The 21240-nt window shown below is 41.4% G+C and carries 17 protein-coding genes and 1 pseudogene; 1 reads left to right on the top strand and 17 read right to left on the bottom strand.

Annotated features, from left to right (window positions below):
* Window positions 1–260 precede the first annotated feature (260 nt).
* Window positions 261–1991: a GMC family oxidoreductase gene (locus AC623_RS07400; RefSeq protein WP_049661863.1), complete on the bottom strand. Its 1731-nt coding sequence runs from the start codon at window positions 1989–1991 to the stop codon at window positions 261–263.
* 454 nt (window positions 1992–2445) lie between these two features.
* Between AC623_RS07400 and AC623_RS07395 the strand changes: the two genes are divergently transcribed.
* Complete coding sequence (locus tag AC623_RS07395) at window positions 2446–3009, top strand: hypothetical protein (protein ID WP_049661861.1); 564 nt, start codon at window positions 2446–2448, stop codon at window positions 3007–3009.
* A 410-nt stretch (window positions 3010–3419) separates the two neighbouring features.
* Here AC623_RS07395 and AC623_RS07390 read toward each other — a convergent pair whose 3' ends face one another.
* The 16 genes and pseudogenes from AC623_RS07390 to AC623_RS07315 form a co-directional block, all read right to left on the bottom strand.
* On the bottom strand, window positions 3420–4835 hold the full coding sequence (locus AC623_RS07390; RefSeq protein WP_049661859.1) for a PQQ-dependent sugar dehydrogenase: 1416 nt from the start codon (window positions 4833–4835) through the stop codon (window positions 3420–3422).
* 236 nt (window positions 4836–5071) lie between these two features.
* The gene (locus AC623_RS07385) at window positions 5072–6547 is read right to left on the bottom strand and encodes an amino acid permease (protein ID WP_049661857.1); all 1476 of its coding nucleotides are present in this window, start codon (window positions 6545–6547) and stop codon (window positions 5072–5074) included.
* Window positions 6548–7680: 1133 nt separating this feature from the next.
* The gene (locus AC623_RS07380) at window positions 7681–8790 is read right to left on the bottom strand and encodes a flavin monoamine oxidase family protein (RefSeq protein ID WP_049661856.1); all 1110 of its coding nucleotides are present in this window, start codon (window positions 8788–8790) and stop codon (window positions 7681–7683) included.
* 254 nt (window positions 8791–9044) lie between these two features.
* The gene (locus tag AC623_RS07375; protein ID WP_049661854.1) at window positions 9045–10247 is read right to left on the bottom strand and encodes an aminotransferase-like domain-containing protein; all 1203 of its coding nucleotides are present in this window, start codon (window positions 10245–10247) and stop codon (window positions 9045–9047) included.
* 105 nt (window positions 10248–10352) lie between these two features.
* Entirely contained in the window at window positions 10353–11660 is a 1308-nt protein-coding gene (locus AC623_RS07370; protein ID WP_049661853.1) for an MFS transporter, read from the bottom strand.
* Between the two features lie 118 nt (window positions 11661–11778).
* A complete protein-coding gene (locus AC623_RS07365; RefSeq protein WP_049661851.1) occupies window positions 11779–13167 on the bottom strand; it encodes an aminotransferase-like domain-containing protein in 1389 nt (462 codons plus the stop codon).
* Window positions 13168–13393: 226 nt separating this feature from the next.
* Complete coding sequence (locus AC623_RS07360; protein ID WP_049661849.1) at window positions 13394–13648, bottom strand: sporulation histidine kinase inhibitor Sda; 255 nt, start codon at window positions 13646–13648, stop codon at window positions 13394–13396.
* A 163-nt stretch (window positions 13649–13811) separates the two neighbouring features.
* Window positions 13812–14753 carry a malate dehydrogenase gene (mdh, locus tag AC623_RS07355; RefSeq protein WP_049661847.1) on the bottom strand — a complete coding sequence of 314 codons (942 nt, stop codon included), beginning with the start codon at window positions 14751–14753 and terminating at the stop codon, window positions 13812–13814.
* A gap of 20 nt (window positions 14754–14773) precedes the next feature.
* Entirely contained in the window at window positions 14774–15163 is a 390-nt protein-coding gene (locus tag AC623_RS07350) for a BMC domain-containing protein (protein ID WP_049661845.1), read from the bottom strand.
* Window positions 15164–15178: 15 nt separating this feature from the next.
* Entirely contained in the window at window positions 15179–15451 is a 273-nt protein-coding gene (locus AC623_RS07345; RefSeq protein WP_049661843.1) for a EutN/CcmL family microcompartment protein, read from the bottom strand.
* Between the two features lie 237 nt (window positions 15452–15688).
* Window positions 15689–16318: pseudogene (pduL, locus tag AC623_RS07340) on the bottom strand (phosphate propanoyltransferase); the annotation flags it as partial.
* A 32-nt stretch (window positions 16319–16350) separates the two neighbouring features.
* A complete protein-coding gene (gene eutM, locus AC623_RS07335; protein WP_049661841.1) occupies window positions 16351–16647 on the bottom strand; it encodes an ethanolamine utilization microcompartment protein EutM in 297 nt (98 codons plus the stop codon).
* A 19-nt stretch (window positions 16648–16666) separates the two neighbouring features.
* A complete protein-coding gene (locus AC623_RS07330; RefSeq protein ID WP_049661840.1) occupies window positions 16667–18196 on the bottom strand; it encodes an aldehyde dehydrogenase family protein in 1530 nt (509 codons plus the stop codon).
* 38 nt (window positions 18197–18234) lie between these two features.
* Window positions 18235–18888, bottom strand: a complete 654-nt coding sequence (eutL, locus tag AC623_RS07325; RefSeq protein ID WP_049661839.1) for an ethanolamine utilization microcompartment protein EutL — start codon at window positions 18886–18888, stop codon at window positions 18235–18237.
* Between the two features lie 15 nt (window positions 18889–18903).
* On the bottom strand, window positions 18904–19857 hold the full coding sequence (gene eutC / locus AC623_RS07320; RefSeq protein WP_049661837.1) for an ethanolamine ammonia-lyase subunit EutC: 954 nt from the start codon (window positions 19855–19857) through the stop codon (window positions 18904–18906).
* 11 nt (window positions 19858–19868) lie between these two features.
* The gene (locus tag AC623_RS07315) at window positions 19869–21215 is read right to left on the bottom strand and encodes an ethanolamine ammonia-lyase subunit EutB (protein ID WP_156187108.1); all 1347 of its coding nucleotides are present in this window, start codon (window positions 21213–21215) and stop codon (window positions 19869–19871) included.
* Between the last annotated feature and the right edge of the window lie 25 nt (window positions 21216–21240).

The raw sequence follows: 21240 nt of genomic DNA, 5'->3' as shown, positions 1-21240 counted from the left end.
CTAGATAACGTTTTATCTGAAATTGAGCAATTAAAATACTAAAAAATGCGGTGATCCTCTTGGACCACCGCATTTTTTAGTAAAGAAAATTTCTCTATTAAAGGACTTCATTATCTTTTTGCACTCATTAGCAAGATTTATCATTAAAACGTGCAAAAGAGTACACTTTTGTGAAAAGGTTTTTTATCGAAACAGGATGTATCTATTGGGATTAAAAAAATTTGTCTCCCGTGATTTTAGTATGGGATAATATCAAAAAATTATAAATTATAACTTTTAAAATCACTGTCATTCAAGACAAAAGGTGAAGGGTTTTCCTTAAGAAATCTTATTGCGTTTAATCCAATGACTTGTGCTGGAATCGCTGTATTTCCGTCAGGCAGAATAGGTGCAATGGAAAGGTCAGCCACTTTTAAATTTTGCGTTCCAAAAACATTCAAGAATCCATCGACAACGCCTTCTTCAATAGTATGGCCCATTCTACATTGCCCTCCATAATGATTCAGGGCAGTATAAGAGGCACGGACAAAATCCGCAAGCCGGCTGTGTTTTTCCATATCATTCTCTATATGGAAGACATCTTCAGATGGGTACACGACCCGATAAATACCTTCAGGGTCTAGTTTACGCGCTTGTTTTACAATATTGAAAACGCGAATATAATTATTAATCATGAAGTCCAAATCATTCTGGTTTTCCAGTGGATTAAATCCGACAGAAGGATAGGCCTCAGGATCACTGTGTGCCGCCAAGACTGTACCCTTGCTTCTGGGATTGAGATCCACAATGCCAATACTCATGATATTGCTAGGCTTTCGGGGATCAAACTCCCAATTATTAATGATGACATCCTGAATAGGAACAAACCTAGGGAACAAGTTCCCTAATAATTGAAGGCGTCTTCCCTCTCCATCCTCGCTTTTGAAAGCACCAATCGGAATAGGCTGAGACGGGTCAGCATCCCTTACTTGGAGTAATCGAGATGTCTCTACCTCAATGCCAATTCCGGATGCATAATGAGTTTGAAAATTATAGCCTACATTTGGACTTTCTACACGAGTGAGCAAACCAGCTTCAGCTAAATCCTCTGGCCTTCCTATCCCTGATCTCTGGAGGATAACCGAAGATAGATTCCCAGCCGAGACAATAACTCCTTTTCTGGCAAAAGTCCTCTTGGTTACCCCATCTTTGACGAACTCTACTCCCATTGCCACAAGCGAACCTTTTTTGCGTTTAAATAGAATCTTATTTACTGTTGATTTGGCTAAGATGAAAAGCTTTCTCCTGTCTACTCCGAACTCATCAGCCTGAAATTCATCGCCTTGAGTGACGATATTCTCATTTAAATACCCTGTGGCCGTGGAGGAGCGGACAAATCCTCCTTCCACTCTTTCATGGGTGAATTGAGATTTAAAAAATGTACAATCCCTAACACCCGTATTATAATCCTCGACGATAGGCACTCCTAAGACTTGTGATGTGGCGTTTGCCAAGATTGTGGTAAGTCCTCCCTCAGGGATGTTTTGCTGCCTGACAAAGATAGGTCCGCTAGTTCCTCTTTCGTCTGGATCTTGCGTCAAACCAGTATAGGTTTCATTTTTTTTGAATAAGGAGCGGAGACTGTCGTACCCCCATTGAGATCCTGCGATACTTGCCCACTCATCATATAATTGTCTGCTTCCACGCACGGCCAGCATCGCATTATGTTCAGAGCTTCCACCAATTACTCTTCCACCAGACAGGAGCAACTGTCGGCCGATGGCATTCTCAAGCCTGGAAAGGATATTGAATGTATATTTATTATCGGAAGCATTTGCCTGTGCAACGGCTCCTGAAGGATTGCTCAGTTCATCCATCTCATTTGTTCCTGCTTCTAGAACTAATACGGATGTTTTTCTATCATCTGTTAGTTCCTTTGCAATAACCCCGCCAGCGGTACCGGCCCCAATCACAATATAGTCAAAATACTTTCCAACTTTTCTAAAACTCACAAAACCACTCCTTCCCACGTTTCAAGATAGTTTATTATCATTTTGTAAGAAATATTTCGTTTTTTCAGATAAAGAGTTAAGATAACGCTCCCATTATTCAAAATAGGACTGAAACAAAAAAATAGCAGCACAGATAAAATAATCCGTGCTACTGTGGTTAGAAAAAATCAAGGAATTCAACTCCATTTTCCTTCTAAATATAAGGTGGAAAAACAATATATATCATGTCTTATATAAAAAAAGAATTTCGTGAAATATTCAATTTAAAGAGATCATTCTAAATAATAGAGGGGGTGTATTTTTATTTAGAAGCAGAACATAGGTAGATTAGCAGGGAATCATTTCATCTATTTATTACTGCAGCATCCTGCCGGTCGATTTTTAAATCATAGTTCCGTCTCTAATCAATGGTTAATATATTGTATCTAAAAGCCATTATGAATGAGGTGAACGGATGTATTTTTTAAAGTCAATTTCTAATGATGTTCGATTTGCCCAATTAGAATTTCGTAAACATACCAAAACAATGAGGCTTGTTTTTGGAGCTTTTCTCGTCTGTATAGCTGCTGCACTTCAGGCAGCAGGCGGCGTTTTGCCAGGGGTCGGGTATTTCATCAGCCCATTTGCCACTTTACCCATTTTGATTGGTGCCATGTTTTCCCTTCCGATGGGCGTGATGTCTTATGTTCTTACGATCTTGTTGCTATTCATTCTGTTTCCAAGTGAACTAATGGTTTTTCCTTTTACGACAGGGTTGATGGGGATTGGTATAGGTATAGCTTTTTCTTTTTTTAAGAAGAGATTTATCATTATTTCTGTTGGCGCTATTCTCTTAGCGATAGGCATTATGATTCTACTATATGTTTTCTCCTTTCCCGTTCTTGGCCCAACCGTATCCAATTCTTTTTCAGTCCTTACAGCAGGAAGTATTTTTTTATTTTCTTTCCTTTATAATTGGCTGTGGGTTGAAATAGCTTTATTCTTTTTTAAAAAATTAAAGACCGTTATAACTTATTGACTCTTCAAATCAACCCGGCATTTGGAGAGTCACCGCTGCGGAAAGCCTCCTTCTATTCATTGCAAAAATATCATTGTTCGCGTTTCTGTATTTATTCTGGATATTCGGCGGCCGACTCGTGGTGCCGGCTTGCCACCGGTCGTATCGGAAGCCTCACTGTCAAATTTCTCACTACTAACTTCTTGCGATGAGTAGGATTGCTAAAAGAGGAATGGCACTCACCCATATTTGTACATTTACTGTTTCAGGAAAAAGATTTTGGATTTTAAAACTTTCTCACCTAAGAGGAGTATACGAACTGGGATAGAAGAACAATCGAGAATGATTAATCTCTCGTTTGTTATATATAGATTGTATTAAAGTCAATAAAGAGATTTATCTGATATTAATTCGAATTTTAGAGTTATAAATCATGGAACAATTTCAAAAATAGTACCTTGGTTAAAATCAGTCACCTTCATTGAGCCATAAACCCCTAAATATAGACTAGTTTGATTTAGATTCGTTCCCAAACTAACATAATAAGCTGATTGAGTTCCAAAATTATAATCGGTTTCAATCACGCTAAAATCAGCTGGTTTACAATCTGTTCCTACCTTTGTATAGGCTAACACCCCTCTGACAGAAGATTGAGGCTCTTTATGACGGGCAAGATCGGTAAATACAACGCTCCCTGTTAAATCGGGGATTCCTTTCCCCATATATGGCTGGACTCCTGTCAGTGCAGTCCCTCCAAACTTATCAGGCCGGGGATCTTTATGAAAATAACTGGTTAAAGGCTGAAGACGCCTCGCTGAAGTTTTTATTGTTTCATCGTAATAAGCCATTATTTTCTCTTCCAAAGTTGAATTTGCAGAGCAGCTCTTTATCATCGAAGTAGGAAAAGCACCTTCCCACCCTCGCCAGCCAAAGTTTATACATTCTTCTTGGTCAGGTTCAGATGTCATTAAAGAAGCTTGAACAAGCTGAGTAACCGGTATAGGCTTATAAGAACCAAATGAAAAAATCGATTCTGCCAAGTCCTGTCCGACATTTCCTGAGTATTTGATATACTGATTATAAAATCTTTGATATGAAATGCCCGGTATATTGCGAACCCCTTTGGCCATTACCGTAAGCGTTTCCTGAATAGATACGGGAAGTTCATTAAAACGTGTAACTACGGGTGGATTATAGATAAATGGATCCTTACCTACATCAATTTCAATTATTTTGCCGGCTATCTCCATATCATCTTGACTTAAGTTAAATGGATCATAGCCTGATCCACCATCTCCGGTTGTTAAAACCAGTTTCCTTGTTTCAGGCGAGAAGTTTAAGCTATTGACCCCATTATGATTAAGAAATGGCCTTCTGAGGTTAAGTAATGTTCGCCGTTTTTGAGGCTGACCGTTCGATTGTAAAATCCATTCTTCCACTGTATCAATATGATCATATTGAGCTTCTCTATTTACCCACTTTGAGTTGAAAGTTTTAGGATCACACGGATTAGGCTTAAAAGATTCAGAAAGAGCACCGGGTCCTTGTGTTCCAGCTACCGAATAATGAAGATAAAAGAGACCGTTATAATAAAATTCAGGATGAAACGCTAGTCCTAGCAATCCCCGTTCATCATACCCTCCACTAGAAGCACCCAGCTTTATGATTCGTGGGCGAATATCTAAAAAAGTCCTTACCATTCCGTTTCCTATGTAAAAGATTTCTCCTACCTGTGTTGCAATAAACAATCTCTCCATTGAGTCACCAGGCAGTATAGCTGTTTTCAAAACAGTAGGCAAATTTATCTTGCTTACAATGGGTCGTAAACGAACCTTCACTTTTTTCAACCACTCTCACACTCCCTTCTATCATTTTCTTTTATAAAAATATGATTAAATTTATTCCCTTAGTACCAAATTAGAGCCGTGGTACTTGATGCAGCCTTCACTTTTTATGTCCAAATTATTGATTCACAATATTAAAGGATCATTAAAAAGCAACGTGCCTCTCAAGCCAAGAAAATAAAAAACCTGACAACATAGATAGATTGTTGTCAGGTCGATTGAAAGTTCAAAAGAGCGGTTTAATCATGTTTTTTCTCGTAATCAAATTCAAACTCAATTTCTTCAAGTTTAACGTACTTTGTTTTTTTGATAAATTTATAACCGAACCATAAGCAAAGAAAAAGCGGGATACCTAAATAGGCGGCTACTACATTGCCCCAATCCACTTTATCGTTCATAAAAGCTTGAAAGTTTTGGGCAATAATCACAACTAAACCACACCCGATTGCAAAAACCGGTCCAATTGGATACCATTTTGCTCTATACGGTAATTTGTCCAGTGAATAGCCTTGAGCGATAAAGGCTTTACGGAATCGATAATGACTGATCGAAATACCGAGCCAGAATATAAAGCCTGTAATACCAATGGCATTCATTAACCAAATGTAGACAACCCCATCACCAAAGAAAGAAGCCAAAAAGGCAAGTGTACCGACTGCACATGTTAAAAGCATTCCAGCCACAGGTACACTTCGTTTATTAAGTTCACCAAAAATACGAGGGGCTTGTCCTTCTTTAGCCATTGAATACAGCATACGAGTTGACGCATATAAACTAGAGTTACCCGCTGACAGTACAGCTGTTAAAATAACTGCATTCATAAGCGAAGCTGCAAAGGCGATTCCAGCTTTTTCAAAGATGAGAGTGAATGGACTGACCATAACATTATCACTTTGTAAATTTGGATGTGTATAAGGAATAATAAGGCCGATAACAAGAATGGCTAATACGTAAAAGAGAAGAATTCTCCAGAATACACTTTTAATGGCTTTTGGAATATTTTTGGCCGGATCTTCGCTTTCACCAGCTGCTACACCGACAATCTCTGTACCTTGAAAGGAAAAACCTGCTGCAATAAAAACAATAAAAACACCCAAAAGACCACCTGAAAAAGGCGCTTCACCCATGGTAAAGTTTTTAAACCCTACTTCTTCTCCACCCATAATACCAAAAATCATCAGTACGCCAACTACAATGAAAATAATAATGGCACTTACCTTAATCAAGGAAAGCCAATATTCCCCTTCTCCATATCCTTTAACAGATAAATAGTTTAATAGAAAAATAAGAGCTAAGAACGAACCACTCCACAACAATGATGGACTGTCGGGAAACCAGAATTTCATGATCATCGTCGAGGCAGATAATTCAGCTGCAATCGTCATCGCCCAGTTAAACCAGTACGTCCATCCAATTGCGAAGCCAAAAGCTGGATCTACGAATTTTGTGCCATACGTACTGAACGAACCACTTGTTGGCATAAAAGCGGCCATCTCTCCTAAACTCGTCATCACAAAATAGACCATCGCGCCCACTAAAATATAAGCAAGTAAAGCCCCGCCTGGTCCAGCTGTGTGAATGGCTGCACCACTGCTAAGGAACAGTCCTGTACCAATAGATCCTCCAATAGAGATCATCGTTAAATGACGAGCTTTTAGGCCCCTTTTTAATTTCTGTGAAGGCTCTGGCATGTGATTTTTTTCTTGCGCTAGCATACAGTATCAATCCTTTCTTTGCTGTCTTGATTAATAGCTTGGATTTTTTGAATAATATTGGTTTTAGGTAAAAACGCTTTCAAACTATTCCAGTGTTATCGTGAAGGCGGGCAACGTTGATATTTTGGGCTATCAGGATCATTCATTCCTAGTAGTGAAACAGGGAATAGTCAAGATGACATTGCGAAAGTTTCTTGTAACATAGCCAATATTTTATTGATTTTTCCGAGTCTGTAGAGAAAGAAGAGAAACCTCTTCTTAAAAAAGAAGTAGAAAATAAATATAATAACCAATATGAACAAAATTAATAGAATAATGGGACCGGAAAATGGAATATTTTACTCTCGTTGTTTTCCTTTATAAACTCCTTCTCCTTTCGACTAATTCATCTATCCCGTTTAAAATTTCAAACAAGATTTAACATAAAAACTATAATAATACGTAATGGTTCACTTGAAAATGCAAAGTTTTCCTACACTGCAAAACCCTTTTGCATTTTTATATATGTTTTTATGTACTTTAGAAAAAATATTAGACATATTAATTTTACATATTCTTGTAAAAAGGGAGAAAAAGGAGTTTTTTAATTGATGGATGGTTTATAAACGTCTAACTTTACTAAAAGTTCCATTGAAAAAATCATTCATCACGGGAATTCACCTCTGTTCCACCTGTCCATTATTTAAAAAATTAATTCCTATAGCGACTCTTACTTTAAAAATGTTTCTGCTGCTATTAAACATTCATTTAGACTCCCTCTCTTCAACACTTCTAACACAAAACCCTAATGTTTTTCACAATCGTTTCTTTTATTTCTAATTGACTTTATTTCAGCTTGAAGCGTATGCTATCTATCGTTGTTCAAGTGAGATCATGGACATTAGTTAACATTGAAATTAAAATTTAAAAGAGGAAGGGCAATGTACCCTTCCTCTTTTATGCAATAGCTTATACGTAATGCAAAATGAGGCGTTTGTGTACTGGACAGCTAGGTATCCAAGTCCACTAATGCCTTGAATAGCAACAAGATTGTTGGAACGAGCTTTGCTGTTTCCTAGGTGCACTAAACGTTGTTTCACCAGCACACATACCTTCATACTTTTACCGAAGTTATTGTATTGAAAAGCCCAATTTCATAAAGGCTTATTATTTAAATTCATAATTTCAAAAGCTGCCTTTTCAGCTGACTGAAGTGCCCCTTCCAGATGCCCGCCAAATTGTGAATTAGTCTCAGTACCGGCAAAAATAATTTTCTTTCCCCGAATCCCTGCCTTTGGCGGTGGACCATAACTCGGAAAGTCTTTAAGCGGCTCCAAGTCGTCCTCGACCGCCGTTTCAGAATCCTTGGCCCAATCCTTATAAAGGATCGCCCTTACATTTTGAGCCTCAGGTCCAAAGAGCCTTGCCAATTGGTCAATAACCAATTTTAAAATTTCATCCTCACCGAGTTCTTGACGTACCTTTGCTGGTAATCCGAAGAAACCAAATAATGCACCAGAACCCATTTCAGGAGAAGCATCATGGATTTCTTGCAAGGGTCCAACCCAGCTTGATACGAATCCAGAGAGTCCTGATTCCCTCCAAAAGGGCCGATCATAAATGACAACTGCCTTTGCCTGTCCCGCCATCCATGTAGGTTTGCTTACAAGGTCAGTAATCAGATTGGGAGGGAGAGAAGGAGTGAATTCAATATGACGCACGATCATTCGAGGGGGCAATGCCAGGATAACAGCACTTGCCGGAATTTTTCTTCTCTTTCCATCGGCAAGGTCTGCTTCAACCACGATAACATCGGTTTCATCTTGTCGAATGGCCGTCACTCGCGTATCTAACTCGATAATCCCTGAGGGAATCGTACCTGCTATAGCAGCAATAAAATTCTGCACACCTCCTGCAAATCGAATTGACCTTGCGCTGGCATTTTCCGGTAGTATATAACGCTCTGGTGCTTCGTTTTGGGATCGTTCTGAAAGCATTGCCCCTTTAGTGTACTGGACGAAAGTTTCTACATTCAGTTCTTTAACAAGGTTAGTAATCATGCTCTCATACTGTGGCCAAAACCATGTTGGGCCGAGATCAAATGTGCCTAGGTCGGGTCTGTTTGAGTCAGAGGTACTCAAGACTCTACCGCCAATCCTATCTCTAGCTTCTAGAACCCTGCATTCGATGCCCTGGGCAATAAGTAGAGACGCGGCGTGAAGGCCACTTAAACCAGCTCCGACAATGACAATAGGTTTTTCCATATTCCTTCCTCTTTCCGACCGTGTATATGCTGTCTAAATGTATTTGTGAAAGGATGATTCCTTTTTATATTGGTCTCTTCTAATTGAGTTTTCCCTGTGTCACAAAAGTCTTTTTAGTATTCGTCTAAATTTAGACTTTCATTAATCTCCCCTGCATATAGCGATCAACTTAAGGGGAGATATAAAACATATAAATTAAGGAATAAGACTTTGCTTCTTTTGGTGTCTTCCTCCGCAAGACTGTCAACTCTGAATCATAAAAGAGTTGTTTCTTTTTCCAATTCACGATGTAATACTTCTCCCATACGCCTCATGCCTTCTATGATTTTCTCTATAGACATATTTGAGTAGTTTAAGCGTAATGTATTTTTTTGTGTACCATGTGGAAAAAATGGTACACCAGGAACACAAGCAACATTGTTTTTTAAACACTCCGTAAATATATGTGTTGAATCAATGCCCTCTGGAAGCTCAACCCAAATAAATAATCCACCTTCTGGCTTACTGTAAGACACATTTTTCGGGAAAAATTCTTCAATACAAGATAACATAGCTGTGCATCTTTCTTTGTAAACTGCTCTGATTTTATGAATGTGCTCCTCAATATCATAAAGTTCCATATACTTTGCTGTCATTCTTTGAGCAAAGCTATCAGTATGTAAATCAGCAGTTTGCTTAAAAGCAACGTATTTACCAATGAAAGATTCTTCTGCACAAATCCACCCAAGTCGAAGACCGGGAGTAAAAATCTTAGAGAAAGTGCTTAAATAAATGACTCTGCCCTCTGTGTCAAAATGTTTCACAGGCGGCAGTTCCTCCCCGGCAAATCTTATAGCCCCATAAGGATTATCCTCTACGATCAGCACATCATATTGATTAGCAAGCTCAATCATTCTTTTTCGTCTTTCGAGTTTTAATGTACGGCCAGTAGGGTTTTGGAAATCTGGAATAGTATAGATAAATTTTGTCTTAGGATGCTCCTGCAGCTTTTTCTCTAGCTCCTCCATCACCATTCCATCATTATCCATAGCTACTTCAACAAATTTTGCATTGTATGACTTGAATGCATTAATGGCTGCAAGGTAGGTTGGGCTTTCACAAATAATTGTATCTCCCTCATCGATGAATAGTCTTCCGGTAAGGTCGATAGCTTGCTGAGATCCGGATGTAATAAGCACATTTTGAATATTAGAGTGGATTCCGATAGCTTTCATCCTTTGACAAATAGCTTCTCTTAAAGGAATATATCCTTCAGTCGTACTATATTGAAGAGAATCTGCTCCTTCTTCACTCAATAGGGCATGGCATACATCTTTAAGAGCTTCCACAGGAAACAACTCTGGCGCCGGCAGTCCTCCCGCAAAAGAGATCACTTCCGGCCTTTCTGTTACTTTCAATATTTCACGTGTCTCAGAAGATTTTACTAAATGAGTTCTCTTAGCAAATTTATTTTCCATTTACAATCACCCCTTTTTATTATTTTTAATAGTTTACGTTTAACAACTTTTAAAAAAGTTTGATAGCTCCCTCTTCTCCACTAACATCTTGAATATTCAGTCATTTCATTGGACCTTATTCTGTTTATTGATACGTGCCCAAATAATAATGGGAATAAGCAGTAAGGAAAGTACACCCCCTGCAATTGAAAGGGCTGCATAACTAAAATGGGCTACAATCATTCCAGATAAAGCTCCTCCTAATGCTCCTAATAAAGCAATCCAAACATCTACAGAACCCTGCGTCTTAGCCCGAGTAGATGGTGAAGTTGCGTCTACAAGGATCGCTGTGCCACTAATTAAACCAAAATTCCAGCCAAGCCCAAGTAAAGCAAGTGCTGTAATAAGTACTATCATCGAATCAGCAGATCCCATAGCAGCTAAAAAGCCAGAAATAAGCAGCGTAACAGCGGAAGCAATCGCCATCACGGCACGGCCAATTTTATCAACAAGAAAACCAGTCACTAATGAAGGCAAAAACATAGCACCTATGTGAAACCCAATAACAAGCCCTACTTCATTCAAACCATGTCCATGATGCCCCATATGAATAGGTGTCATCGTCATAATGGCCGTCATTACAAATTGAGTTAGAACCATGACTGCAGCTCCTGCAAAAATGCCTCGCTTGTTTATCGATGACGAATTAGAGTTTTCCTCTAAATGAAAATTACTGGTTGTTGTTTGAGCATCTACTATTGCTTTTGCAACGATAAAGGGATCAGGGCGAAGTAAAATGAAGAGAACCAAACCGGCAAGTATATAAGCTGCCGCAGCCAATATAAACGGACCAGCTAAAGCAGGGATTCCTATAGATATTGCAAACTTGCCCATTACATCCACTAGGTTGGGGCCTGCAACAGCGCCGAATGTGGTGGAAACCATGGCCATACTAACAGCCCTTGCTCTTTGTGTTGAGCTTGCTAAGTCCGTTCCTGCGTAGCGTGCTTGTAAGTTTGTAGCTGATCCAGCCCCATAGATAAGCAGTGAAATAAATAAAAGCAGAATGCTATTTGCTAACGCTGAAATGACTACGCCAATGGCACCGATCCCTCCAGCCAAGAAACCTGCCGCAAGTCCAGAACGACGTCCATGCGCTTGAGAAAGCCGTCCCACAAGAAGTGCGGCCCCTGCTGATCCTAAAGTAAATAACGCTGCAGGAATTCCCGTTACACTATCTGTACCTAACATGTCTTGAGCTAGAAGTGCCCCCACTGTTATTCCTGCTGCAAGCCCTGCTCCTCCAAAAATTTGGGATAGAACAACAACCATTAACGTTCTCTTATAGAGTTGTTTTTGTTTTTCGGAAGAACTAATGTAAACTTGTAACCTAGCTGGTTGAACGTCTAACCTTTTTACGCTGTCTCGTAACATCCCTTAACCCACCTTTCTAAAAAGCTCATTCTGTTTCATATAATCTTCCAACTAGATTTCAAACATCTTACCATGCACAAATAAGCCATACAATATTTTAATTGTATGGCAAACAATTTTATGTAAGATCATTTAGCAAGCGTTTAAGAATATTCAATCCTTGCTCAAGCTCTTCAAGCGTTTCGGGTGCACATATAGAAACCCTTACCGCCCGCTCTGGGCAGCTATTCCCAACTACAAAACGTTCAGCCGCATACACTTGGACTCCCTGCTGTGCAGCTAACGCTTCAAATTCAGCACCGGTAATCTTTCCTGGTAATAGCAGCCACCGAAAGATGCCTGTTTCAGCTCCTAAACAGGTGTAGTCTGCCAAATATTGATTTACAACTTGGTTTCTGCGAACGGCTTGTTTCCGATGCCCCTCAATTAAGCATTCAAATTGATTCGATACAATCGTACGTGCCGCCAGTTCTGCTAATAATGGGGAAACGGATATATTTAAATTATAAAGTGCCTTTGAAATTGTCTCCTTCAATCGTCTCGGCACTGCTGCATAGGCTAGTCGCAGCCCCGGTGCTATTGATTTGGATAAGCTCGCAATATAGATGACGTGTTCTGGTGCAAATGATGCGACTGCTGGAAGGGGATTTTCGAAGTGGAGATGATACGTCGCATCTTCAATAATGAACTGATTATACTTTTTGGCAACTGCTGCGATCTTTTTTCGATTCTCGACCGACATACAGCAAGCTGTTGGATTATGATAGTCCGGTATCAAGTAAATGCCTTTGATATTCTCATTTCTACACGCATATTCAAAGGCAGTTGGACTCATCTCATAGTTCTCCGATTTTATCGGTACTATTTGCACACTAAGCATCGCTGCCACAGTTTTTAATCCAGGGTATGTATGTTGGTCAACACCAATGCGATCTCCAGGCTTACAAAGACTCGCCAGTGTGGCAGCAATCGCATTTTGCCCCCCATTTGCAAATAAAATGTGATCAACGGTTGTTTCAAATCCACCTCTTCGTATTAACTTTACAGCGGCATCCTTTTGCCAAAGGCTTTCGCCTGTCCGGCCATAACCAAACCACTTTTCATAATCTGTCTCTTGCAGCATACCTTTCAGTTGAAGCAGCAATGGCTCGTATGAAGCATTATCTGGCAGTGTTGCTCCCATTTCAATTAAATGCTTCGGCTTTGCATCTTCAAGTAAATATGCATTCGATAAAGCGTCATATGATACAAATGTGCCGCTTCCAACAGATGCACTTAACAAGCCCTTTAACTCGCACGCTTTAAATGCTTTTGAAATGGTGCTCAAATTTAAATCTAAATAATCGGCCAGTTCTCGCTGTGAAGGAAGCTTTGTGCCTGGTAATAAAACCCCGTTTAAAATGTCCTGTTTTAATTGCTCTGCGAGTACTTGATAAATGGGCTTTTTAGTTTTGTCTATGGATGGCCTCCAACTCATTGGATAGTTTTCAAAAGAATTAATCGGCATAGTACTCATCCTTTTTTACACAATTATATGTTTGCGCCGTTTATAAAAACAATTCTCTTTTTATTTTATACTGATTACTCAAAGACAAAGATATTGAAGCTTTTATAAAATAGATCTTTTCATTAGTCTTTTTTAAATTACCTAACCATATTTAAGAGTCATTATTAAGGAATTGGAATACCTGCTTGCTCTCCCTGTTCAAATTCCATCTATAATTGGTCTTTATTCAACGGCTGTTTAAGGATGTGTATATATTTTCACCCCAAAAACCACCTATGCCCGAAGATGCTAGACGTTTTTTTGGTTGTAAATGAGCTAGCTCCTCTTTGCAGCTGTGTTCATCATTGTTTAAAAGTAAATTTCTCTTATACATTTCTTTTTCTAGTAGATTTATAAAACCTTCTGGCAACTTTTGTGTTTTATCAAGTTTTACGGCTTTTTTATATGCATCAATTAGCATTTCATCGGTTAAATGTTCCATTATCTGCAAGTCCTCCTTAAATTTGAAAACTGAACAAATTACATACAAACGTGTAGAACATAACTTAAGCCACCCTTTCCAAGGTGGCATTCTCAGCTGGAAAGAGTGGCTTTTTCATTTGGCGAATCAAGATTTATTCTTTAGGAGAATCATGAACCTATACTTAATTTTGTAATATTTCCATCACTTGTCTGACCGAATCGACAGACCTATCAAGCGCTTTCTTCTCTTCCACAGTAAGCGGCAATTCAATAATACTTTCAATTCCCTCTCCTCCAAGGATGGTCGGGACACCTAAGTATAAGCCCTGATAACCGTACTCTCCTTCAAGATAAGCAATAGATGGCAGGATTCTTTTTTTATCCCGAATGATGGCTTCCGCCATTTCAACAAGGGCTGCTGCTGGAGCATAATAGGCGCTTCCATTCCCTAGAAGATTGACGATTTCGCCTCCGCCTTTTCTCGTTCTTTCCACGATTGCTTCAAGCCGGTCACTCGGAATAATCTTTTCTAAGGGAATTCCGCCTGCGTACGAATAACGAACAAGAGGAACCATATCATCTCCATGTCCGCCGAGAACAAATCCGGAAATATCTTCTACAGAAACTCCTAGTTCTTCCGCAACAAACGTGTTGAACCTGGCTGTATCGAGTACTCCCGACTGTCCGATAACCCGGTTTTTGGGGAATTTAGTTGTTTGATAGCAGACGTATGTCATCGCATCGACTGGATTGCTTAATACTAGAATGAAACTGTCAGGGGCATAGTCTTTCACTTTCTCTGAAATGGAACGCATAATTTTGGCGTTCGTTGAAACAAGATCATCGCGGCTCATTCCCGGTTTTCGGGCAATACCGGCCGTAATGATCACCATATCTGCCCCTTGGATATCTCCATAGTCAGCCGTCCCTTTAATCCGCGCATTAAATTTTTGTACCGGCCCTGCTTCAAGCAGATCTAGTGCTTTTCCTTTCGTGGGATTACTTTGCTCTGGTGTATCCACTAGAACAATATCCCCCAAATCTTTTTGGGCAAGCAGTAGAGCCGTCGTTGCGCCGGTAAATCCTGCCCCGATGACAGCAATCTTCGGTCGCTTAAATGCCATTGAGCTTGCTCCTTTCTAACTTACTGTTCTTCTCCCTCTTTGGGCATTTGCTCCGTTTTTTTTCGATTTGAGCGATTAGAAGCCGTTGCCGTCTTGCCAGTTTGTTTCTCCTCTGCTACAGATGTTTGAGTCAGCTGCTTTGGCTTTTGAACAATCGTATAGGTTTCCTCATCAATACGAGGAATCACATGAGCAGAAACTAACTCTCCGACACGCTTAGCTGCCTCTCTTCCTGCTTCAACCGCCGCTTGGACAGCCCCGACATCTCCCTCTACCAAAACAGTAACAAGAGCCCCATCAATTTTTTCCTGGTTCACCAGTTCCACGCTCGCTGCTTTTAACATGGCGTCTGCTGCTTCAATCGAGCCGATTAATCCGCGCGTTTCAATCATTCCAATGGCCCTTGGCATCTTCTTCACCTCTTTCTACTGTTGTGCAATTTCCGTGGAATCGACAATTCCTATAATGACGGCATCAATCGGAAGAGGGTTATCCGGCATAATAAACCTTGCCGACCCGCCTTCTGTAATAATGACCTGATCTCCTATTCCTGCTCCAATTCTGTCAGCTGCAATAATAGGCGTATGGACAGGTGCTCCATCCGGGCGGATAGGCTGCACAAATAACAGCTTTAATCCGGTCAGCCCTTCTTCTTTTCTCGTTGCCCACACATTACCAATAACGGTTCCCATTTGCATTTCCTCACCGCCTTACTCGTCGATCACTTCGATTTTCTTTCCTAATTCACGCGCTGTATCTTTGGCAAGCGGTGTAACAATGGTTGTTTTTCCAACGCGGATAACCGGTCCATCCAGTTGTTTCACTTCATGCTGTGATAAAAGCTTTCCTTCAAATAACGGGATGATCGTTTGCTTTTCTTCTATTAAAACAGGGGGATGATAAGTAGACTGTGTCTGTCCTGCCGAAATGATTTCACCTGTCTGTCCAGTGCGGATAAATCCGGAATTCGCCTCATCCGTATCAATATGCATTTCAAGACGGTAGGAAGGCGACACACGGATCCGAACTCTTTCAAATGTTATTGGACGTTCTGTTTCTGCTCTAACCTGAACATACTGGCCATCCTCTACTCCGAAACGTCTAGCGTCATCGGGAGACATATGAATATGCGCCTGCGCAATAATTAACCCTTCATTTAAGTAAACACTGCCTTTGGGACCGATGATTGTTATTGGAGAAGACCCCTTAATATCACCGGATTGCCGGATAGGTGGGGTAAGTCCTAATTTGAATGCATCCGTCTGACTCACCTCTACCTGTGTCAAATGACGGGAAGGCCCGAGCACGCGGACGCGCTCAATCGTGCCTTTCGGGCCTGATAAAATGACCGTTTCTTCTGCAGCAAATTGATTCGGCTGCGACAGATCGCTTTTCTTCTTTAATGTATAAGACTGTCCAAATAAAATAGCCAAGTGCTGTTCAGATAGATGAACATGACGGGCCGATACAGCAAGAGGAACCTGATTGGGCTTTTGCACCGCCTCTTTCCTGCCTAACTGTCGGACCACTTCCTCCACAATGGATTGAATCCATTCTGGTTCCATAAGCGCTCACCTCTCTTTTTACGATTCTTTGCTTACTCTGTAAACTCAGGTGCTTTTGGCAGGATGGACTCTAATTCGTTATGCGGACGCGGGATAACATGAACAGAATTTAATTCTCCAACACGCTGAGCTGCTGCTGCCCCGGCATCTGTCGCTGCTTTTACTGCTCCAACATCACCACGCACTAATACTGTTACAATTCCGCCGCCCACATGTACTTTGCCAACTAAGTGAACGCTTGCTGCTTTTACCATTGCGTCCGCTGCTTCAATCGATGCCACTAATCCTTTTGTTTCAATCATTCCTAATGCTGTCATTTCTCTTGCCATTTTACATTCCTCCTAATTTTTATTTGCTGTATTGTTCAATTACTTTATTTACAAGATCAGCTACTTCCTTTACATCAACTTGTCCGCTTTTTCCCATCGAAGCAATCACGCTTTTAACAACCTGTTCAGTATCGGTGTTGTTCACTTTTAAATCGGATGATGTCTGGCATGTTCCTTTTCTAGGAATACTGACTTCTTTAATGCCGTAAGCCATCCGTTTAATGTTAAGCAAATGACGGGCTGTGATATTGTCAGAAGTGATATTTCCTCCGAAGGATCCGCAGCCAAGTGTCATGGATGGTGCAAGCCCTGTCGTACCACCAACCGCTCCGACAGAAGATAATGTATTCACTAAGATTCTAGACACCGGCATCTCAACAGCAAATTCCCGTGCCACCTTGTCATCTTCTGTATGGATCGATAAACTATGCCCCCGGCCGCCAAGATCAAGTAAACGGCTGCATAGCTGTTTTGCCTCATCCTTGTTCTCTGCAGTATATAAGGCAAAAATCGGTGAAAGCTTTTCCAAGGAAAACGGAACATCTTTGCCGATTTTCGTTTCCTCTGCAACGAATAAACGAACCGAGTCATCAATATCAATGCCAGCCAGACTAGCGATAAAAGCTGGGCTTTTGCCAACGATTTTAGGATTGACTTTACCAGGTACAGGTGAAATGACCTTTTCCATACGAATCTTTTCTTCCTGACTCAGTAAATAAGCTCCGTTCTTCTTCAGCTCTTGCAAGGTGATGGATAAAATGTTTTTATCTACGATGATGGCCTGCTCTGTTGCGCAAATGGTGCCATAATCAAAGGACTTACTGTCTACAATCATCGAAGCGGCCTTTTGTATATTGGCTGTTTTTTCGATGTATACAGGCACGTTTCCTGGCCCAACACCATAAGCTGGTTTTCCGGAGCTGTACGCGGCCTTTACTAAGCCGCCTCCCCCCGTTGCCAAAATTAAATGGACATCAGGATGCTTCATCAGGGACTGCGTCGCTTCCATAGAAGCATATGACAGCCATCCAATTAACCCTTCTGGGGCTCCTGCTTCCACTGCCGCTTTTTCACAAACTTTCAATGCTTCAATGGTGCATTTCACTGCGTAAGGATGCGGGCTCACCACAATCGCATTGCGTGTTTTTAAGGCAATTAATGTCTTAAAAAAAGCAGTGGATGTTGGATTAGTCGTTGGAATAATAGCGGCTACCACTCCAAAAGGCGCGGCAACTTCTACTATTTTCTTTTCTGTGTCTTCCCTAACGATACCGACAGTCTTTTCATCTTTAATAGATTCATATACGGCTTTGGATCCTACTTCATTCTTTATCTTTTTATGCTCTGCTACGCCCATGCCGGTTTCTTCTACTGCCATAACAGCCAGTTCATAAGATTTTGCATAGGCGGCATCCGCGACCGCTTTGACAATCTGGTCCACTTGCTCCTGCGAATAAGACAGATAGCGCTGTTGAGCTTCTTTTGCTTTTCTAACCGCTTCCCGCATTTCCTGAATAGCAAGCAAATCGCGGTCGATTACTGCAGTCATACTTTCACACTCCTTTAAGACTAATACTGCTCCATCTCTTAATAACGAAGCGGGTCTTTTATCAATTCGATGATCGTTTCACGAAATGCATCCGCAGCTGCCTGGCAAGCTGATTGACTTCCCGTTAACAAGCCCCCGCCATAGTTGGTTTCCGACGGCGGTTCGAACAGCTGGCAAATCTCCACGTCTGCTGCTTTCAAGGCTGCATCCAGCCCGTAAACCGCTTCGAGAGGCGGAGCAATTAAATAGGCGAGCGAATCCCCTTCCTTGATTCCTGCCAAAGAAGAGAGATAGCTTCCGGTCCTTGAAACCACGTGAGCGTATAAAAGATGGCTTCCTTCTTCATTTAACGCTTCAAAAAAAGCCCCGGATTCAACAATGGTCTCTATGGCTTCCAATCCACTTCTCACTTGCTCAGGTGTTGCTCCCGCAATAATCCCTATCATCTCTCCTGAGAGTGGGCCCGAGGAGTAATTAGCTCCTGCATAAAACGATTTGGCATACACAACATCGACATCCGCATATTTTGTCGCTTCATCAAGTGCTGTGTAGCCGACATCATCACTTGTTACGGTAAACATTCCGAGACTGCGATGGCTGCCTTTCAACTTCAACTTTTCTGCCAAGCCTTGGTCAACATTTGGAATCACCCGCATAGCGAGGATGTCAGCTTTTACATGAGGTAAGGGCATCTGTTATTCACCTCTCTAGCTTTCTTTTTGAACGAGCGATACACCGCTAGCCTGGTATTTTAGAATTTTTTGAACGATTGTCCCAAGATAGGCTCCTGCTTCAACCGGCGGAATACCGCCTTTATGGATATTAGAGACGACCATCCGGTCCGCTTCGATGACCCCTTTTCTCGGCTTGTAGCACATATACGCACTTAGTGACTCAGCGCTGACAAGTCCCGGCCGTTCACCGATTAACATGATGACCACATCCGGCGTCAAAATTTCTCCAATCTCATCCATCAATGCCACGCGGCCTTTATCGACATAAAAAGTAGTCCCCATGTCGATCTTTAAGTTATTCAGCGACTGTTGTAAAGATAGATACACGTCTTCTATATTGGCTTCAACAGCTTTCGCGCTCAAGCCATTAGAAATGACCACTTGGACGGTGGGTGAATTTTGGCACCGATCTTTAATAATTTTTCTTGATTCATCTGACAGCTGGCGGCCGCGATCAGGGCGGCGGATGTACTCCTCTTTGTCCTCCACACGTGTATGGACAGTAAAAACCCCGAGATTCTCCAGTACATCGGCAGATACTTCCCCATATACAGCATCAACTGCCGCAGCATGATCGTACCGGAACTGAAGCCACGTATTGGTTTTAGGGCGACTGCCGGCCCGGCCAACCGCAATTCGTGAAGGTGTTTTTTGACGAAGCTCCTCCAGTTGCTGTTCCTTCTTTTCTAGTTTCAAAGAATCACTGCATTTCCTGGATTGATAAGTCTTCTGTTCTTTTCTCTGTATGGCTTCTTGTCGAACTGGTTTAAGCTCAATCCGTTCCAAATTCTGTTCAATTGCCTCAACGTGTGCAGGGTTCTTTGGGGACGCGCTCCATAAAGCCACTTCTGGTTCTTTAGGCGGCTGCTCCTGGTTAAGTTTTTCTATCACAAGCTTCGTAATCGAAGCAATCAGTTCTTTTTCCATGTTTCAGCCTCCTATCTTGAAAATAGTGTTGGATCGCCAGCATATTTGCTGAGCCGTCCATTTTCCCAAATGCCCATTCTTTCAAGCCACTCAGCAAATTCTGGAGAAGGAGATTTCCCCAGCGTTTGCCGCAGGGTAGCGATATCGTGGTAGCTCATAGACTGATAGTTCAGCATACAGTCATCTCCCATTGGAGTAGCAATAATAAAGTTCACTCCAGCAGCCGTTAACAGCACTCCGAGGTCTTCCATATCATTTTGATCCGCCCGAATATGATTCGTGTAGCAAATATCTACTCCCATCGGCAACCCATGCATTTTCCCCATGAAGTGGTCTTCAAGGCCAGCCCGAATGACTTGCTTACTATTGTATAAATACTCAGGGCCAATAAAGCCGACCACGGTGTTCACAATGTAAGGGTTGTAGTGCCTGGCAAATCCATAGTTTCTAGCCTCTAGCGTCATTTGATCAATTCCGTAATGCGCTTCTGCAGACAACTCTGAACCTTGGCCTGTTTCGAAATACAGGCGTTCAGGGCCGCTGCTTGTGCCAAATTTTTTCGCCAGCTCAGCTGCCTCGTGAAGCAACGGAGCAGAAATGCCAAAGGAACGATTCGCTTTCTCTGTACCTGCAATGCTTTGAAAAATCATGTCAGCCGGCGCTCCTCTTTCAACGGCTTTCATCTGAGTGGTTACATGAGCTAATACACAATTTTGAGTCGGTATCGCCCATTCCTGAATAAATTCGTGGCTCGCTTCTAGCAGCCTCTTCACACTCTCTACTGAATCATCGACCGGATTAATGCCGATAACCGCATCCCCAACTCCATAGGACAAACCATCTTTCAATGAAGCGATCATCCCTTCTACATTATCGGTTGGATGATTGGGTTGAAGTCTTGAAGCAAGCGTTCCTTTTTGCCCGATCGTAATGTTGCATGTCGACAAGATTTCGATTTTACTGGCGGCATGAACAAGGTCAAGATTAGACATCAGCTTTGCCACTGCTGCGATCATTTCGCTCGTTAACCCTTGGCTAATACGCTTTAGGTCTCGGTCACCTGTCTCATTGTCTAAAATGTATTCACGCAATTCAGCAACGGACCAATTTTTTAACTGCTCGTAAATAGGTTCGTTTATATCTTTTTCAATAATGAAAGATACTTCATCTTTTTCTGCTTCAATGAGCGGGTGATTGCGAATGTCAGCTAAGGTAATGTCACTTAAAACCGACTTAGCTGCAATTCGCTCTTGCACCGTTTCGGCGGCGATGCCAGCCAGACGGTCTCCGGACTTTTCTTCATTTGCTTTTGCGAAAAGATCTTTCAAATCGTTAAATTGAAAAGTCGTTCCGCCCATCGTTGTTTTAAGATTCAACTCCGCC

This window comes from Bacillus sp. FJAT-27231 (assembly GCF_001183975.1).
GTDB classification, from domain to species: Bacteria; Bacillota; Bacilli; order Bacillales; family Domibacillaceae; genus Pseudobacillus; species Pseudobacillus wudalianchiensis.
This window is presented reverse-complemented; position numbering and strand designations above follow the sequence as displayed.